The sequence below is a fragment of the Microbacterium dextranolyticum genome, assembly GCF_016907295.1.
Lineage (GTDB): Bacteria > Actinomycetota > Actinomycetes > Actinomycetales > Microbacteriaceae > Microbacterium > Microbacterium dextranolyticum.
The window spans coordinates 1726911-1743160 of record NZ_JAFBBR010000001.1 but is presented as its reverse complement, the minus strand read 5'-3'; the positions used below and the strand labels follow the sequence as shown (position 1 = coordinate 1743160).

Below are 16250 nucleotides of genomic sequence, written 5' to 3'. Positions count from 1 at the left end.
ATGCGCGTCGACATCGTCACGAAGGAGTATCCGCCGGAGATCTACGGGGGAGCGGGTGTCCACGTCACCGAGCTGGTGAAAGCCCTGCGCAAGAGCGTCGATGTGCAGGTGCGCGCGTTCGGTGGGCCGAGGGACGAGGCCGACACGACGGCGTACTCGGTGCCGGCGGAACTGTCCGCGGCGAATGCTGCCGTGCAGACGCTCGGAGTGGACCTGGAGATCGTCGGCGACCTCGCCGGAGCAGATGTCGTGCACTCCCACACGTGGTACGCCAACTTCGCCGGTCACCTCGGGTCGCTCCTGCACGGCATCCCGCACGTCATCACGGCGCATTCGCTCGAACCGCTGCGCCCCTGGAAGGCGGAGCAGCTGGGAGGCGGCTACGCCGTCTCGAGCTACGTGGAGAAGACCGCGTACGAGAACGCGGCCGCCGTCGTCGCCGTCAGCGACGGCATGCGGCGGGACATCCTGCGCAGCTATCCGGATCTCGATCCCGCGAAGGTGCGGGTGATCTACAACGGCATCGACGTGGAAGCCTGGCACCCTCAGGATGACCTGGCTCTACTCGAGCGGTACGGCATCGATCCGGAGCGCCCCTCGGTCGTCTTCGTCGGGCGCATCACGCGGCAGAAGGGCCTGCCGTACTTCCTGCGTGCGGCGGCGCTCCTGCCCGCGGAGGTGCAGATCGTCCTGTGCGCGGGCGCGCCGGACACGCCGCAGATCCTCGCCGAGGTCGAAGGCCTCGTGCGCGACCTGCAGGCCCAGCGCGACGGCGTCGTGTGGATCGACGAGTTCCTGCAGCGCGATCAGCTCTGTGCGATCCTCACCTCGGCGACCACGTTCGTCTGCCCGAGCATCTACGAGCCGCTCGGCATCGTGAACCTCGAGGCGATGGCGTGCGGTGCCGCTGTCGTGGGAACGGCGACGGGAGGGATCCCGGAGGTCGTGGTCGACGGAGTGACCGGGCGCCTCGTCCCGATCGACCAGGTGCAGGACGGCACGGGCACACCGACCGACCCGGACCGGTTCGTCGCCGACCTCGCCGCAACGCTCACCGAGGTGGTCTCCGACCCCGAGCGGGCACGGGCGTATGGCGCGGCGGGTCGTACGCGCGCCGCCGAGGAGTTCAGCTGGCGGGCGATCGCCGACGCCACGGCGGCGCTCTACCGCGAGGTGGCCGGCGCGGGCCGATAGGCTGAGCGCATGCCCCAGGTGCTCGATTTCAGCGACGTCGTCGTGCGTCGGAACGCCCGCAACATCCTCGACCACGTGGACTGGACGGTCTCGGACGACCAGCGGTGGGTCGTGCTCGGCCCGAACGGCGCGGGCAAGACCACGATCCTGCAGCTGGCGGCGACTCTGCTGCACCCGACGTCGGGGACCGTCACGGTTCTCGACGAGCAACTGGGCCGGTCCGATGTCTTCGAGCTGCGCCCGCGCATCGGTTTCGCGTCGTCGGCGATGGCCCGCCGCATCCCCGCCGAAGAGACCGTGCTGGATGTCGTTCTCACGGCCGCGTTCTCGGTGCTGGGCCGATGGAACGAGAGCTATGAAGCCATCGACGAGAAGCGTGCGCGACGCGTGCTGTCGGAGTGGAGGCTCGAGCATCTTGCGGATCGTACCTTCGGTACGCTCTCGGACGGCGAGCAGAAGCGCGTGCAGATCGCGCGGGCCGTCATGACCGATCCCGAGGTGCTGCTGCTCGACGAGCCCACCGCCAGCCTCGATCTGGGCGCACGTGAGGAGCTGCTCGGGCTGCTCGCCGGGTACGCGGCAGAGCCGACGACGCCGGCCATGATCATGGTAACTCATCACGTCGAGGAGATCCCGGTCGGGTTCACGCACGTGCTGCTGCTGCGCGCGGGCGCGGTGGTCGCGGCGGGACCCGTCGCCGAGACGCTCACCGCCGACAACCTGTCGCGCACGTTCGGCATGCCGATCGCGCTGACGTCCGACGCGGGCCGGTACGCGGCGCGTGCCGTCACCGCGCCCTGATCATCGCTTTCCGCGCCCGTGCAGCGCACGTCGGTGAGCAGAACTGCGCGCGAGCGATGGTAGAATCTCTCTTTGGTGCATTCGCACTCCGGACTTCCCTCGCTCTGGCAAAATCCAGGGCATCACGTAAGGAACCTCATGAAGACTGACATCCACCCCGAGTACACGGCGGTCGTGTTCCGCGACCTCGGCTCCGGCGACACGTTCCTGACCCGTTCGACGGTCACGAGCGACAAGACGATCGAGCTCGACGGCGTCACCTACCCCGTCATCGACGTCGAAATCTCGTCGGCATCGCACCCGTTCTACACGGGCAAGCAGCGCATCATGGACTCGGCCGGTCGCGTCGAGAAGTTCAACCAGCGCTTCAAGAACTTCGGCAGCAAGTAAGCAGCCTCTCGAAAGCCCCGCTTCGGCGGGGCTTTCGTCGTTGTGGCCCGATCAACGGATCGGCCAGCTGCCGTCGAGGCGATCGTCCGCGTCGAGGCGGCCGACGCGGATGAAGTACTCGGTCAGGCTGTCGGCCTGCGCCCTCGCCCACCCGATCTGCTGTGCGTGCAGCTCGTGGAGGGGCGCGTCGATATCGAATCGGCGGCCCAGCGCCAGCGCGACCCGGCCGGCGGCGATCGCGTCGGCGGCGGCATCGTGCGCGCCGACGAGGGGGACCGCGTAGTGCGCGGCGACGGCCTCGAGGGTGCGCTTGCCCTTTCGGAACCGGTCGTGCGCCTTGTCGAGGACGAGCGGGTCGATCACCGGGGAGGGTTCCACGATAGGTGCCACGCCGTGGCGCAGGGCCTCGTATTTGAGCAGCGAGAAGTCGTAGGGCGCGTTGTATGCGACGACCGGGATGCCGGCGTCCAAGAGGTCGCGAACGGCGGCGACGATCTCCGCGACGACGAGCGGCGCCGGAGCGCCGTGCTCCCGCGCATGCTCGGTCGTGATGCCGTGGACGGCGGCGGCGCCGTCCGGGATCGGGATGCCGGGGTCCGCAAGCCACGACTGTGCGCGAAGGGCCTCTCCGTCAGAGCCCAGAAGCCCCACGTGCGCGGTCACGATGCGGTCCGACACCACGTCGACACCGGTCGTCTCGAGGTCGAAGACGCCCACGGTGTCCGTCCACCAGCATCTCTGCGCAGGCGCGAGCACCTCGACATCGGACGCGACAGCCACAGCGGATGGGATCTCGTCGTCCCACAGCGGGAGCGCCTGCCACTGGTTCATGCCCTCGACGGTATGACGAGGATCCGACACGGCGGCGATGCCACGCGGGACTCGTACACTCGAAGGATGAGCGTTCCCTCTCCGTATGCCGACCGGCTGTCCCGGATCCGGAGAGAACGCCACGAGGTGGAGGTGAGCGGTGGTCGCACCGCCTACTGGACCTACGGCGAGCCGGATGCCCCGCTCACCCTTCTGGCCGTCCACGGGTACCGCGGCGATCACCACGGGCTCGAGCCGGTCGTCGCCTTCCTCGACGGGGTGCGCGTCATCTCGCCGGATCTGCCGGGCTTCGGCGAGACTGCTCCGCTCCCGGGCCGCGAGCACACCCTCACGACGTACGCCGACTGGCTGGCCGACTTCGCGCGTCAGGTCGCTCCGGGGGCGCCGATCCTCGGGCATTCGTTCGGGTCGATCGTGGTCGCCGCGGCAGTATCCGCGGGCCTCGACACGCCGCGCGTCATCCTGGTGAATCCGATCGGCGCACCCGCCCTGGAAGGTCCGCGCGGCATCCTCACCCGCCTGGCGGTCTTCTACTACTGGGCGGGCGCGCGGCTGCCGCGCCGGATCGGCGACGCACTCCTGCGCAATCGACTGATCGTGCGGATCATGAGCGTGTCGATGGCGAAGACCCGCGACCCGGCCCTGCGGGCATTCATCCACGACCAGCACGACACCTACTTCTCCCTCTTCGGCGACCGCGACGTGCTGCACCAGGGCTTCGCCGCCTCGGTGTCGAACGATGTCCGTCGCTTTGCTCCGCAGATCGCCCAGCCGACGCTCCTGATCGCCGCAGAGAAGGACGACATCACCCCGATCGAGGCCGAGCGGCATCTGCAGACGCTCTTCCCCGATGCCGAGCTCGTCGAGATCGCAGAAGTGGGGCACCTCATCCACTACGAGACGCCGCGCGAGGCCGCCTCTCATATCATGCGGTTTCTGCGGCCTTCCGCCGACGGTATGCGATGACGTTCATACGATTTCCGCAGTTGCCGGTATCGCAGTAGCGCTTCGACCCGTTCTTGGAGAAGTCGACGTACACCGCGTCGCAGTCGTCCGCTGAGCAGGTGCGCACCCGGTCCCATCGATCGGCGCGTATGACGTCGACGAAGGCCATCGCCGCCTCGACCAGCATCCGCGTCGACAGCGGCGCCTCGGGCTCAGTGGCGTGGATGTGCCAGTCGAAGCCGTCGTGGAGGACGAGTTGGGGCAGTGCGTGCCCGTCTCGGAGCATCGCGTTCACGAGCGGAACCGCGCCGCGCCGGTCGACGTCCCACAGTGCGCGCAGACGCGGGCGATTCGCGCGCACGGCATCCAGTTCGGCGCCATCGCGCCGGATGGTTCCTGTGTACGAGAACTCGCGAAGGTAGGCGTCGACGTCGGCCTGGGTCGTCAGGCCGTCGGTGGCGACCCCCGCCGTCCCGGGGAGGGTGTTGACGAGCGCGGCAGCAGCGCGCAGTGACATCTCTGTGTCATGGATGAAAACCATCTTGACTCCTGACTTCAGCGGGCGCTACCGTCACCAGTGTAAACATCGATCACTCATGACACCCGGTTGTCATGCGCAGCGAAGGATCGCCGGTGACGCGCACTGCTCCGCTCGAGGTCATCGCCGCACCCCGCGGGGGCTGGCAGGATCGCCGCGTCGATCATCGGGCGGGTGGGATCGTTCTCGCCGTCGGCTCGGCACTCGCATTCTCGTCGAGTGGCCCGCTCGTCAAGCCGCTGCTCGAGGCCGGGTGGTCGCTCTCCGCGGCGTTGATCGTGCGGATGGGGCTCGCGGGGATCATCCTCTCGCCCGCGCTCGTGCGCGCCGCGCGGCGGCAACGGTTCTTCCTGCGTCGGCACTCGCGCTCGCTCCTCGTGTTCGGCCTCGTGCCCGTCGCGGGATGCCAGATGCTCTTCTTCTCCGCGATGCAACGGATGCCCGTCGCCGTCGCGCTTCTGATCCAGTACCTCGCGCCCGTGCTGCTCGTCGCCTTCGTGTGGATACGCACCCGCCGAGCGCCCTCGCGTCTGGTGCTGATCGGATCCGTGGTCGCGATCGCCGGGCTCGTGCTCGTCGTCGACATCTCGGGGGCGCGTTTCGATCCGATCGGCGTGCTGATGGCGCTCAGCGCCGCGGCGACGGTGTGCGTCTACTTCGTCATGAGCGAGCGCACCGGCGACGACCTTCCGCCCCTCGCCCTCGCCTCAGGCGGGCTTCTCGTCGGCGCGGCCGTGATGGCCCTGACCGCGGTGACGGGAATCATCCCGTTCGCCGCGCCGGAGGTCGTGCTGTCGTTCCGCGGGATCGAGGTGCCCGGAATCCTGTCGATCCTGTGGGTGGGCGCCGTGGCGACGACGCTCGGGTACGCCTGGGGAGTGATGGCGGTGCCGAGAGTGGGCTCACGCCTGGCATCCTTCGTCGGCCTCAGCGAGGTGCTGTTCGCGCTCGGCTTCGCGTGGCTGCTGCTGGGCGAGACACCCGGCCCCGTGCAGGTCGTCGGCGGTGCGGTGCTGCTGGCGGGGGTCGTCCTCGTCCGGCTCGCGCCGAGGGAGGACGAGACCCTCACTGTTCCCGTCGAGCCGATTCCAGGAGCGGTCGAACCCGGAATCCGATGACCTCGCCCATGACGAGCGAAGTCTCGGTGCGTTCGACACCGTCGATCGCGAGAATGCGCGCGTCGACATCGAAGAGATGCTGGGTGTCGCGGGCGACGACGCGCACGAGCAGATCCACCTGACCGCTCATGCCGTGCGCCTGGATCACCTCGGGGATCTCGGAGATCTCCGCGGTGATCCTCGCGACGTCGGCCTGGCGCACGATCGCACTGACCATCGCCTCGATCGGGTACCCGAGCGCGGCCGGTGAGATGGCCCGTTCGAACGACTGGAAGACGCCGGAGCGCTCCAGGCGCGCCATCCGCGCCTGAACCGTGTTCCGCGAGAGGCCGAGTCGATCGGCGAGAGCCACGACAGTCGCCCGATGGTCGGACGCCAGTGCGCTGAGCAGTTCGAGGTCGACACGGTCGAGCGATCCCATAGCGCCAAACTACAACACGCCACGTCCGTCGCTCCGCGCCAGCGTCCTCGGGCAGCGACCTCAGGGGGCCAACAGTGCGGCGACGGCCATGTCGGCGAGAATCCGACGCACCGCAGCATCGGGCGACGCGTCGCGCCGTGCGCTCATCGAGTGGGAGGTCGAGTTGATGAGGCCGAAGCCGGCATGCGCCCGCACACGGTGCTCGTCGTCGCCGCGGCCCGGGTGCAGCCGCGTGAGGACGGACGTCCAGAGGTCGACGTACTCGCGTTGCAGTAGCCGTACCCGATGCCGGTCGTCGTCGCTCAGCCGGGAGAGATCGCGATCGTGCACGCGGATCAGATCCGCGCAGCGCACGGCGAAGTCGACGTGGAAGTCGACGAGCGATCGCAGGTGCGTCACGGCGTCGGCGTCCGCCTCCAGCACCTCCCGCCCGGAGTCGAGGAGGTCTTCGCTGGCGTGCAGCATGATCGCGCCGAGGAGCGCGCGCTTGCTCGTGAAATGGCGATACACCCCCGGCCCCGAGATGCCCACGGCGGCGCCGATGTCCTCGAGGCTCACGCCGTCGAATCCGTGCTCGGCGAACAGCCTCGCCGCCTCACGACGCAGGGCGTCGTAGCGCTCGGACTTCGCCCGGCCGCGCTCCGTCTCGGCGGCCATCGTCGGCGGTGGGCTCGCTGCCATCCGGTCCATCCTCGCTGCATTCGGGACATCGGGTGACGGAAGAATAGTCCGCGGCGGGCCGGCTGAGCCAGCGCGCCCGAGGGCCCGTGATGCGATCGTGACCGTCACCCACACGACGGCGATCACGGCTCCGGGCCGGTGGAATCTCCGCGGTCGCCAGGTGGCCACCGCGGTACCGTGGAGAGTGCGGCCGGACCGGAGCCGCGGCCGGCGACAGGAGGAGCCCGCATGAACCCCGCTCTCGGCCCCGCGCTCCTGTTCTGCCCCGCGGATCGTCCGGATCGATTCGAGAAGGCGGCGGAGCGCGCCGACGCCGTGATCCTCGACCTCGAGGACGCCGTCGCGCCGGCGAACAAGGTCGCCGCGCGCGGATATCTCATCGATGCGCATCTGGACCCCGCTCGAGTGATCGTCAGGATCAATGGGATCGACACGCCCGAGGCCGTCGCCGACATCGCGACGCTGTCGCAGACGGACTTCCGCCTGATCATGGTGCCCAAGGCCGAGTCGGCCAAGAGCATCGCCCGCCTCGATCCGCGTTTCGAGGTCATCGCGCAGTGCGAAACCGCGCGCGGCTTCGTCCGCGCGGAAAAGGTCGCCGCGGCCCCGAACGTGGTCGGACTCGGCTGGGGCTCGGAGGATCTCGTCGCCTCTCTCGGGGGCACGTCCAGCCGTCGCGCCGACGGCGGCTATCGCGATGTCGTCCGGCACGCCCGGTCGCGCCTGCTGCTCGCCGCCGCCGCGCACGGCATCGCCGCCATCGATGCCGTCCACGTCGACATCGCCGACGACGTGGGTCTTCGGCACGAGGCGGAGGATGCCGCGGCCAGCGGCTTTCAGGCATCCGCCTGCATCCACCCCGCCCAGGTCGCCACGATCAGAGCCGCCTACCGACCCGATGCGGGCACCGTCGCCCGGTCGCGACGACTGCTCGCGGCGGCGACGGGGGAGCGGGGAGCGTTCCGCTTCGAGGGGCGCATGGTCGACGAACCCGTGCTGCGCCATGCGCGCACCGTGATCTCACGCGCCGAGGCCTGACCCGGCCCTGCGTCCCGCAAAGCCTCAGAGGGGTCAGCCGGTCACACCGCGCGAGCGGTCGTGACGGCCGCGTACGAGATCAGACCGATCCGATCACGCTCGACCCGGAACTCATGCGTCGATGCGTTCGCCAGCCGCTCGCCCGGCAACGGCAGCGCGTCGCCGCTCGCATGCCGGATGAGCTGCCCGATCAGACCCCCATGCGCGACAGCGATCACGGGCACGTCGATCGGCGCATGGTCGCGCCGTGCATCGCGCACCGCGCGGCGGACTCCGGCGACGGCTCGGGTACGCAGGTGTCCGTTCGTCTCGGCGTCGGGGACGTTGTCGCGGCCGAAGTCGCCGAAACGCTCGCGGTACTCGACGTCGGTCAGACCTTCCGCCTGACCGTACGCGCGCTCGCGCAACTGCGGGTACGTGCGTGAGACGGGCACACCGAGAGCTGCGGCGATGATCCCCGCGGTCTCGCGTGCTCGCGACAGATCGCTCGAGACGACGACCGGACTCTCGCCCGCGTACCGCGCGGCGAGAGCGGCGGCGGTCTCGTGGGCCTGCGCACGACCGGTGTCGTTCAGGGGGATGTCGGTCGACCCCTGGATGCGCCGTGTGGCATTCCAGTCGGTCTCGCCATGGCGCACCAGAAGCAGCGTTGTCACCTCTCGAGCCTAAAGCTCCGCCGCGGCGCCCACGGTCCAGGAAAGGAAGAGCCGTCAGGACGCCGAACGGGGTCAGCGCGGCCCGGGCAGGGCGCCGGAGGATGCGGTGAGCGCATCGGCGAACGAGCGCAGGACCTCCGTGGTGCCCGCGTCCACCTTCACCGTCGCTCGTGCGTCGCCGCGGGTCTCACCGCGGTTCACGATCACGATCGGCAACCGGCGCCGACGGGCCCGTTCCAGCAGACGGATGCCGGAGTTCACGACGAGCGACGATCCCGCGATGAGCAGCGCGTCGCTGGATGCCAGGACCTGCTCCGCCTCGCGGAAGCGGACGAGCGGGATGTACTCGCCGAAGAACACGACATCGGGCTTCAGGACACCCTCGCAGATGCTGCACGAGGGGATCACGAACCCGTCGCTCGAGGCCGGCAAGACGTCGCCGTCCGGGCCCAGCTCCACAGCATCCGGGACCGCGATCCACGGGTTGTCGCGTTCGATGCGCTCCGCGAGGTCGCGACGATCGAACACCTGACCGCAGTGCGTGCACAGCACCCGGCGCATCGTGCCGTGAAGCTCGACGACGCGGCTGCTGCCGGCGCGCAGGTGCAGACCGTCGACGTTCTGGGTGACGACGCCGGTCACGACGCCCGCGCGCTCGAGCACTGCCAGAGCGTCATGGCCCCCGTTGGGCCGTGACGCGGCGAACGCGCGCCACCCGAGGTGACTGCCGACCCAGTAGCGCCCGCGCGCGACGTCGCTGGAGAGGAACTGCTGGGCTGTCATCGGGGTGCGCGTGGGCGCCCCTTTACCGCGGTAGTCGGGGATGCCCGAATCGGTCGATACGCCGGCCCCGGTCAGCACGGCGATACGCCGTCCGGCGAGAGCATCGATCGCACGGCCGACGCCCGCGGCCGTCTGTGCGTCCAACGCCAGCGCCGTGGTCATATGCCGAGCCTACGCGCGTTCGTTTTCGGGCAGGTTACGAAGCGTGCGAGCATGACGGTCATGCCTGTCGTGAGGATCGACGATCCGTCGGATGCCCGCCTGTCGGACTATCGAGACCTGACCGACGTCGCCCTGCGACGGCGGACCGAGCCGGCCGAGGGGCTGTACATCGCCGAATCGGCGAAGGTCATCGCGCGCGCCGTCGCCGCCGGGCACGTCCCGCGCTCCGTCCTCGTGCAGGAGAAGTGGCTCGAGGACGCCCGGACCCTCGCGCCCGAAGCGCCGATCTATCTCGTCTCCGACGAGGTCGCCGCCGGCGTCACCGGATACACCGTGCACCGCGGGGCGCTCGCGGCGATGCACCGGCCGACGCTGCCCTCCGTCGCCGAGGTGGTGGCCGGCGCGCGCCTCGTGCTCGTCCTCGAAGACATCGTCGACCACACCAACGTGGGAGCCGCCTTCCGCGCTGCAGCGGGTCTCGGCGCCGACGCCGTCCTGGTGACCCCGCGCTGCGCCGACCCGCTGTACCGTCGCAGCGTGCGCGTGAGCATGGGGACGGTGTTCCAGGTGCCGTGGACACGGCTTCCCGAGGACGACGAGGGCGGTCGCGGCGCGTGGAGCCGCAGCCTCGAGACACTGCATGCCTCGGGCCTGCACGTCGCCGCGCTGGCCCTCGCCGACGGAGCCGTCCCGCTCGATGATTTCGTGGCCGCGCGTCCGGCGCAGGTGGCCCTGGTGCTCGGGTCCGAGGGCGACGGACTGTCGGCGCGCGCCCTGGCATCCGCCGACACGGTCGTCACGATTCCGATGTCCGGGGGAGTGGACTCGCTCAACGTCGCGTCCGCCGCGGCGGTCGCCCTGTGGGCGCTGCGCCCGGCCTCCTGACAGACGGTCGCCACGGTCCCGTCCCTCACCTGCACGCAGGCGAGTGCCGTCAGACGATCGTCCCCGGGCCCGCCGTGCGGTCCCCTGCCGGAGCCTCCACGATCACCGGCAAGGCGTCGGGTCGCTTGGCCGTGACGTGGTCTCCCGATGACTGGTGACGCAGACGCCGCAACACCCACGGAACGAGATGCGCGCGCGCCCACACCAGGTCGTTGCCACGCGCCTCGCGCCAGGTGAGTGTCGGCAGCGGGTCGGGCTGGAGCGGCTGCAGGTCATTGGGCACGTTCAGCGCGCGCAGCACCATGCGCGCGATCTCGTGGTGTCCCAGCGCGTTGTAGTGCAGGCGGTCGTCATCGAAGAAGCGCATGTCCTGCACCTCCTTCAGCGCCCACTGGTCGGCGACGATGCAGTCGTACCGATCGGCGATGGCACGGATGTTCTCGTTGTAGATCGCCACTCGGCCGCGGATGCCGCGGAAGACGGGCGTGAACTCGGTGTCGACACCCGTGAACACCACGACGGTCGCGCCCTGTGAGCTCAGACGCGCCACGGCATCCTCGAACTGCTCCGCCACCGCGTCGGGGTCGCCGCCGGGCCGGATGACGTCGTTGCCTCCGGCCGAGAACGTGATGAGGTCCGGGCTCAGCGCCAGGGCGGGCTCGACCTGATCGGCGACGATCTGACCGATCAGCTTTCCGCGGACGGCGAGGTTCGCGTACGCGAAGTCCTCCACCTGGCCGCCGAGCACCTCGGCGACGCGATCCGCCCAGCCGCGGTGTCCGTCGGCCGTACCGGGGATGGGATCGCCGATACCCTCCGTGAACGAGTCGCCGATCGCGACCATCCGCCGCCAGGGGTGGGCGGCGTCGTTGGGGATGTACGGCGAACGGTGCTCGTCGGGCGTGGGGTCGTTCCTGCGCATGGCCTTCTCCAGACTCGTGGTCTCTTCGAGGCTACCCGCGGACGCCGCTCGAGGCACCGATCCGGGCACCGGTGGGGGAGGTCTCGTTTAGGGTGGTCCATCGTGGATGGGACCGACGAGCAGGGGCAGGAGCACTTCGGCAGCTTCGCCGCGGAGCATCTGTCGCCCTCGTTCCCGCAGCGCGCGCCGTGGGGAACGGCGCAGAACCTTCGTGCCTGGCAGGCCGAGGCTCTCGAGGTCTACTTCGGTGCGGACGGGCCCGAGGGCGTCGGCCGCGGCCCGCGCGATTTTCTCGCGGCTGCCACACCCGGCGCCGGAAAGACGACGTTCGCGCTCCGCCTCGCCTCCGAGCTCCTTCGCCGTGGCGTGGTCGAGCGGATCGTGGTCGTCGCCCCGACCGAGCACCTGAAGACGCAGTGGGCCGACGCGGCGGCGCGCGTCGGCATCCGCCTGGACCCGCGTTTCAGCAACCGGCAGCGGATGCACGCACGGCAGTACCACGGGGTGGCCGTCACGTACGCGCAGGTCGCGGTGAAGGCATCCGTCCATCGGCACCTCGTCGACGACGCCCGCACGCTCGTGGTGCTCGACGAGGTGCACCACGGCGGCGATGCGCTCAGCTGGGGCGATGCCCTGCGTGAGGCGTACGGACGCGCGACGCGCAGGCTGTTGCTGTCGGGCACGCCCTTCCGCAGCGACACCGCGCCGATCCCGTTCGTGGAGTACCACCCGAACGATAAGGGCATCCGCCTGTCGCGGACGGACTACAACTACGGCTACGGGCGCGCCCTCGCCGACGGTGTCGTGCGCCCGGTGCTCTTCCTCGTCTATGCCGGCAAGATGCGCTGGCGCACGAAGGCGGGTGACGAGCTCGAGGCCCATCTCGGCCAGGACAACACGAAGGACGTCACCTCGCAGGCCTGGCGCACCGCACTCGATCCCGAGGGGGACTGGATCCCCGCGGTCCTGCGCAGCGCGGACCGGCGCCTGAGCGAGGTGCGGCAGGACGTGCCGGATGCCGGCGGACTCGTCATCGCGACGGATCAGACCGCCGCGCGCGCCTACGCCGCGATCCTCCGGGAGATCACCGGGGAGGCTCCGGCGGTCGTGCTCTCCGACGACAAGGCCGCCTCCGGACGGATCGAGACGTTCGCGCAGTCGACGACGCGGTGGATGGTCGCGGTGCGCATGGTCTCCGAAGGGGTCGACGTGCCGCGCCTCGCTGTGGGCGTCTACGCCACGAGCGCCTCGACGCCGCTGTTCTTCGCCCAGGCGATCGGCCGATTCGTGCGGGCGCGACGCCGGGGTGAAGCAGCATCGGTGTTCCTCCCGAACGTGCCGGTGCTGCTGACGCTCGCCGGGGAGATGGAGCGCGAGCGCGACCATGCGCTCGACCGCGAGTCCGGGGACGATGACGGACTCGAAGACACGCTGTTGGCCGAGGCCGAGCGCGAGGACAAAGCCTCGGACGAACTGGAGCAGGAGTTCTCGTACCAGGCGCTCGGGTCGGTCGCCCACTTCGACCGGGTGCTCTACGACGGCAAGGAGTTCGGCCAGCTCGCCGTTCCGGGAACGCCCGAGGAGGAGGAGTTCCTCGGGCTGCCCGGACTGCTCGAACCCGAGCACGTGCACGAGTTGCTGATGCAGCGTCAGGCGCGCCAGGGGCGCCTGCGACGCGTGCGCGAAGCCCGAGAGAGCTCCGGAGCAGAGGCCGGTGGTGTGGAATCGGCCGCAGCCGACGGCGCGATGGATGCCGGGCTGCCCCCCGCGCTGCATCGCACGCTGCGCGAGCAGCGCCAGCTTCTCAACAGCCTGGTGGGCGTGTATGCCCGTCAGAGCGGGGAAGCGCACGGACTCGTGCATGCCGAGCTCCGCCGCATCTGCGGGGGCCCCGAGGTCGCCCGCGCGACGGTCGCGCAGCTGCAGGCGCGCATCGAGGTGCTGCGCCGCCGCGTCCACTCCTGAGCCGCCGACCCGCTGTCGGCGGGGCGTGTCGCGCGTCGGAGTCCCCGCGAGACCTCGCCTCGGTACGCTTTCGCGGCGTGTTGCGGTACATACGGGAGGTCTCGCGGGCCCCGGCGGGGGTGTGGTTCGGAACCCCGAAATGCTGGCAATCCGGGCCTGAGGCGGCGGACGGCACGCGCGCCCGGATAACGTGGACGCCCGTGACTGCGACTGCCGAACCCACCGCGAGAGACCGCCGCCGCTGGGCGCGCTACCTGGCCGACGAACGCGCCGAAGCGCAGGTGTACCGCGATCTCGCGCGGCGCCGCGACGGTGAGGAGCGCGAGATCCTGCTCGCCCTCGCCGAGGCCGAAGGGCGCCACGAGGCTCACTGGCTGGAGCTGCTCGGCGGAGAGCCCGACCGTATGCCGTCGCCGAGCGCCGAGTCGCGCATGCTCGGATGGATGGCACGCAGGTTCGGGTCGATCTTCGTGCTCGCGCTGGCGCAGAACGCCGAGGCGCGCTCGCCCTACGCGGACGAGCCGTTCGCAACCCCGCGGATGGTCGCCGACGAGATGGTGCACCACGAAGTCGTCCGTGGCCTCGCGGCACGGGGACGCCGCCGTCTGTCGGGAACGTTCCGCGCGGCGGTGTTCGGCGCGAACGACGGTCTCGTCTCGAACCTCGCACTCGTGATGGGCATCGGTGCGACGGGTGTCGCGCCGCAGTTCGTGCTGTTCAGCGGCATCGCCGGTCTGCTCGCGGGCGCCCTTTCGATGGGAGCGGGCGAGTACGTGTCGGTGCGTTCGCAGCGCGAACTGCTGGATGCCACGGAGCCGAGCAACTTCGCCGACGCCGGCCTTCCCGATCTCGACCTCGACGAGAACGAGCTCGCGCTCGTCTACCGCACCCGAGGGCTTGACCCCGAGCAGGCGCTCGCGGCCGCACGTCGCGTCGTGAGCGAGGCTCAGGCATCCGATCGATCCCGGCCCTACGCCCGCGAGCCGCAGAACTCGGCCGAGCACGAGACCGTCGGCAGCGCGCTCGGCGCCGCGGGATCGAGCTTCCTCTTCTTCGCATCGGGCGCGATCATCCCGGTGATCCCGTGGCTGTTCGGACTGAGCGGACTCGCTGCGGTCGTCCTCGCGCTCCTCCTCGTGGGCACCGCCCTCGTGGGCACGGGCGCGATGGTGGGTCTGCTCTCCGGTGCTCCGCCGCTGCGGCGTGGACTGCGCCAGCTCGCGATCGGCTTCGGCGCCGCCGCGGTCACCTACGTGCTCGGAATGCTCTTCGGCGTCTCTGCCGGGTGAGGCCGATTCCAGGTTCCGCCGCAGACGTGGTAGTGTCGTTCCTCGGTTGCAAAACCGAAAAACACCACCTGCGCGGGTGGCGGAATAGGTAGACGCGCTAGCTTGAGGTGCTAGTGCCCGTATAGGGCGTGGGGGTTCAAGTCCCCCCTCGCGCACAGTGGAAAAGGGTCCCGAAAGGGGCCCTTTTCCCGTTTCCGACGCGTCGACCCCAAGGCGCCGCGTCACCGGAGGACGTTCGGCGCGAACGGCCCCTTCCGAGACGGCTAGCGTGGATGCCATGGTTCACAGCCCCGCTTCATCCGACGCCGACGCCCTGCTCGAGGATCTGCCCGAGGTCGCTCGCATCGCCCGCGACCTCATCCGCTTCGACACCACGAATCACGGCGAGGGTCGCTCGCGCGGTGAGCGCGAGGCGGCCGAGTACGTCGGCGCATTCCTGACCTCGCTCGGACTCGAACCGGAGTACTACGAGCCGATTCCGCGCCGCACGAATGTGATGGCAAGGGTGCCCGGTCGCGACAGCTCGAAGCCGGCGCTCGTCCTGCACGGCCACCTCGACGTGGTTCCCGCCGTCGCGGAGGACTGGAGCGTGGATCCCTTCGCCGGCGTCGTGCGCGACGGCATGCTGTGGGGGCGCGGCGCCGTCGACATGAAAGACATGGATGCCATGATCCTGGCATCCGTCGCCGACCTGCTGCGAGCGGGCGAGCGTCCTGAACGGGATCTCGTCCTGGTCTTCTTCGCCGACGAAGAGAACGGGGGCGTGGAAGGCTCGCAGCTGGTCGCGCGCGACCGTCCGGAGTGGTTCGCGGGCGCCACCGAGGCGATCAGCGAGGTGGGCGGATACTCGATCCCGGTCGCCGACAGCCGGGCGTATCTGCTGCAAGTAGGGGAGAAGGCGCTGATCTGGATGCGGCTGCGGGCCCGCGGAATCGCCGGGCATGGCAGCCGATTCCACCCCGACAACGCGGTCACGCGCCTGGCAGAGGCCGTCGCCGCGCTCGGACGCACCGCCTGGCCGATCGAACTGACCGACACCACGCGGCAGACCGTCGCTGGTCTCGCCGCGCTGTGCGGCTCGGACGAGACATCGCCCGCCGCCGCCACGGACCCCGACGCGATCGCCGCGGCGACGGGCCCCGCCGCGGGGTTCCTACGCTCCACCTTCCGCACGACGACCAACCCCACCGGGCTCGAGGCCGGGTACAAGCACAACGTGATCCCGGATGCCGCGACGGCCGCGATCGACGTGCGCACGCTCCCCGGCCAGGAGGATCGCGTGCTCGCGGAGATCCAGCGCATCGTCGGCGACGATGTCGCCATCGAGATCGCGCACCGCGACATCGGGCTGGAGGTGCCGTTCTCGGGCGCGCTGGTCGAGGCGATGGTCGGAGCGCTCGATCGTCACGACCCCGGTGTTCCCGTCGTCCCGTACCTCATGGGCGGCGGCACCGACAACAAGGCCCTCGCAGAGCTCGGGATCGCCGGCTACGGGTTCGCCCCGCTGCGGCTTCCGTCGGAGCTGGATTTCACCGGTATGTTCCATGGAGTGGACGAACGCGTCCCCATCGACGCGTTGGTCTTCGGGCAGCGCGTGCTCACCGATCTGATCCGCACGTACTGAAAGGCCC

The 16250-nt window shown here is 70.1% G+C and carries 17 protein-coding genes and 1 tRNA gene; 11 read left to right on the top strand and 7 right to left on the bottom strand.

The window, feature by feature from the left end; all coding sequences use genetic code 11:
- The 3 genes from glgA (at nt 1) to JOE64_RS07990 (ending at nt 2385) form a co-directional block, all read left to right on the top strand.
- Nucleotides 1-1194 (top strand): glycogen synthase, encoded by a 1194-nt coding sequence (glgA, locus tag JOE64_RS08000; RefSeq protein ID WP_204963764.1) that lies wholly within the window; start codon nt 1-3, stop codon nt 1192-1194.
- A 9-nt stretch (nt 1195-1203) separates the two neighbouring features.
- Entirely contained in the window at nt 1204-1995 is a 792-nt protein-coding gene (locus JOE64_RS07995; protein ID WP_204963763.1) for an ABC transporter ATP-binding protein, read from the top strand.
- Between the two features lie 138 nt (nt 1996-2133).
- Entirely contained in the window at nt 2134-2385 is a 252-nt protein-coding gene (locus tag JOE64_RS07990; protein ID WP_204963762.1) for a type B 50S ribosomal protein L31, read from the top strand.
- Between the two features lie 51 nt (nt 2386-2436).
- Here the strand turns inward: JOE64_RS07990 and JOE64_RS07985 are convergent, their stop codons facing one another.
- Nucleotides 2437-3216 (bottom strand): exonuclease domain-containing protein, encoded by a 780-nt coding sequence (locus JOE64_RS07985; protein WP_204963761.1) that lies wholly within the window; start codon nt 3214-3216, stop codon nt 2437-2439.
- A 66-nt stretch (nt 3217-3282) separates the two neighbouring features.
- Between JOE64_RS07985 and JOE64_RS07980 the strand changes: the two genes are divergently transcribed.
- Nucleotides 3283-4182, top strand: a complete 900-nt coding sequence (locus tag JOE64_RS07980) for an alpha/beta fold hydrolase (protein ID WP_204963760.1) — start codon at nt 3283-3285, stop codon at nt 4180-4182.
- Here JOE64_RS07980 and JOE64_RS07975 read toward each other — a convergent pair.
- Nucleotides 4142-4702 carry a CGNR zinc finger domain-containing protein gene (locus JOE64_RS07975; RefSeq protein ID WP_204963759.1) on the bottom strand — a complete coding sequence of 187 codons (561 nt, stop codon included), beginning with the start codon at nt 4700-4702 and terminating at the stop codon, nt 4142-4144. The genes JOE64_RS07980 and JOE64_RS07975 overlap by 41 nt on opposite strands.
- Nucleotides 4703-4794: 92 nt before the next feature.
- On the opposite strand from JOE64_RS07975, the gene JOE64_RS07970 reads away from it, so the two are divergent.
- Entirely contained in the window at nt 4795-5817 is a 1023-nt protein-coding gene (locus JOE64_RS07970) for an EamA family transporter (RefSeq protein ID WP_271202540.1), read from the top strand.
- Here JOE64_RS07970 and JOE64_RS07965 read toward each other — a convergent pair.
- A complete protein-coding gene (locus JOE64_RS07965) occupies nt 5765-6238 on the bottom strand; it encodes an Lrp/AsnC family transcriptional regulator (RefSeq protein ID WP_204963757.1) in 474 nt (157 codons plus the stop codon). The genes JOE64_RS07970 and JOE64_RS07965 overlap by 53 nt on opposite strands.
- Before the next feature lie 60 nt (nt 6239-6298).
- Complete coding sequence (locus JOE64_RS07960) at nt 6299-6919, bottom strand: TetR/AcrR family transcriptional regulator (protein WP_271202541.1); 621 nt, start codon at nt 6917-6919, stop codon at nt 6299-6301.
- Between the two features lie 228 nt (nt 6920-7147).
- On the opposite strand from JOE64_RS07960, the gene JOE64_RS07955 reads away from it, so the two are divergent.
- On the top strand, nt 7148-7957 hold the full coding sequence (locus tag JOE64_RS07955) for an HpcH/HpaI aldolase/citrate lyase family protein (protein ID WP_204963756.1): 810 nt from the start codon (nt 7148-7150) through the stop codon (nt 7955-7957).
- 41 nt (nt 7958-7998) lie between these two features.
- Here the strand turns inward: JOE64_RS07955 and JOE64_RS07950 are convergent, their stop codons facing one another.
- Both JOE64_RS07950 and JOE64_RS07945 read right to left on the bottom strand, forming a co-directional pair.
- Complete coding sequence (locus JOE64_RS07950; protein WP_204963755.1) at nt 7999-8613, bottom strand: histidine phosphatase family protein; 615 nt, start codon at nt 8611-8613, stop codon at nt 7999-8001.
- Nucleotides 8614-8685: 72 nt separating this feature from the next.
- Nucleotides 8686-9558 carry a Sir2 family NAD-dependent protein deacetylase gene (locus tag JOE64_RS07945; protein ID WP_204963754.1) on the bottom strand — a complete coding sequence of 291 codons (873 nt, stop codon included), beginning with the start codon at nt 9556-9558 and terminating at the stop codon, nt 8686-8688.
- 60 nt (nt 9559-9618) lie between these two features.
- On the opposite strand from JOE64_RS07945, the gene JOE64_RS07940 reads away from it, so the two are divergent.
- Nucleotides 9619-10443: a TrmH family RNA methyltransferase gene (locus tag JOE64_RS07940; RefSeq protein ID WP_204965012.1), complete on the top strand. Its 825-nt coding sequence runs from the start codon at nt 9619-9621 to the stop codon at nt 10441-10443.
- A 49-nt stretch (nt 10444-10492) separates the two neighbouring features.
- On the opposite strand, the gene JOE64_RS07935 is transcribed toward JOE64_RS07940, so the two are convergent.
- The gene (locus JOE64_RS07935) at nt 10493-11365 is read right to left on the bottom strand and encodes an SGNH/GDSL hydrolase family protein (protein ID WP_204963753.1); all 873 of its coding nucleotides are present in this window, start codon (nt 11363-11365) and stop codon (nt 10493-10495) included.
- A gap of 102 nt (nt 11366-11467) precedes the next feature.
- Between JOE64_RS07935 and JOE64_RS07930 the strand changes: the two genes are divergently transcribed.
- From JOE64_RS07930 to JOE64_RS07915, 4 genes are all read left to right on the top strand, one after another.
- Nucleotides 11468-13330, top strand: a complete 1863-nt coding sequence (locus JOE64_RS07930) for a DEAD/DEAH box helicase (protein WP_204963752.1) — start codon at nt 11468-11470, stop codon at nt 13328-13330.
- A gap of 200 nt (nt 13331-13530) precedes the next feature.
- The gene (locus JOE64_RS07925; RefSeq protein WP_204963751.1) at nt 13531-14619 is read left to right on the top strand and encodes a VIT1/CCC1 transporter family protein; all 1089 of its coding nucleotides are present in this window, start codon (nt 13531-13533) and stop codon (nt 14617-14619) included.
- A gap of 70 nt (nt 14620-14689) precedes the next feature.
- Nucleotides 14690-14774: transfer RNA gene (locus JOE64_RS07920), tRNA-Leu, on the top strand.
- A 122-nt stretch (nt 14775-14896) separates the two neighbouring features.
- Nucleotides 14897-16243, top strand: a complete 1347-nt coding sequence (locus JOE64_RS07915; RefSeq protein ID WP_204963750.1) for a M20/M25/M40 family metallo-hydrolase — start codon at nt 14897-14899, stop codon at nt 16241-16243.
- The last annotated feature ends 7 nt before the right edge of the window (nt 16244-16250 follow it).

What these genes read in the sequence shown, in the direction of transcription:
- glgA (WP_204963764.1), top strand. Translation starts at nt 1, where the DNA reads ATGCGCGTCGACATCGTCACGAAGGAGTATCCGCCGGAGATCTACGGG.
- JOE64_RS07965 (WP_204963757.1), bottom strand. Translation starts at nt 6,238, where the DNA reads ATGGGATCGCTCGACCGTGTCGACCTCGAACTGCTCAGCGCACTGGCG.
- JOE64_RS07915 (WP_204963750.1), top strand. Translation starts at nt 14,897, where the DNA reads ATGGTTCACAGCCCCGCTTCATCCGACGCCGACGCCCTGCTCGAGGAT.
- JOE64_RS07945 (WP_204963754.1), bottom strand. Translation starts at nt 9,558, where the DNA reads ATGACCACGGCGCTGGCGTTGGACGCACAGACGGCCGCGGGCGTCGGC.
- JOE64_RS07935 (WP_204963753.1), bottom strand. Translation starts at nt 11,365, where the DNA reads ATGCGCAGGAACGACCCCACGCCCGACGAGCACCGTTCGCCGTACATC.
- JOE64_RS07995 (WP_204963763.1), top strand. Translation starts at nt 1,204, where the DNA reads ATGCCCCAGGTGCTCGATTTCAGCGACGTCGTCGTGCGTCGGAACGCC.
- JOE64_RS07990 (WP_204963762.1), top strand. Translation starts at nt 2,134, where the DNA reads ATGAAGACTGACATCCACCCCGAGTACACGGCGGTCGTGTTCCGCGAC.
- JOE64_RS07985 (WP_204963761.1), bottom strand. Translation starts at nt 3,216, where the DNA reads ATGAACCAGTGGCAGGCGCTCCCGCTGTGGGACGACGAGATCCCATCC.
- JOE64_RS07975 (WP_204963759.1), bottom strand. Translation starts at nt 4,702, where the DNA reads ATGGTTTTCATCCATGACACAGAGATGTCACTGCGCGCTGCTGCCGCG.
- JOE64_RS07960 (WP_271202541.1), bottom strand. Translation starts at nt 6,919, where the DNA reads ATGGCAGCGAGCCCACCGCCGACGATGGCCGCCGAGACGGAGCGCGGC.
- JOE64_RS07940 (WP_204965012.1), top strand. Translation starts at nt 9,619, where the DNA reads ATGCCTGTCGTGAGGATCGACGATCCGTCGGATGCCCGCCTGTCGGAC.
- JOE64_RS07980 (WP_204963760.1), top strand. Translation starts at nt 3,283, where the DNA reads ATGAGCGTTCCCTCTCCGTATGCCGACCGGCTGTCCCGGATCCGGAGA.
- JOE64_RS07955 (WP_204963756.1), top strand. Translation starts at nt 7,148, where the DNA reads ATGAACCCCGCTCTCGGCCCCGCGCTCCTGTTCTGCCCCGCGGATCGT.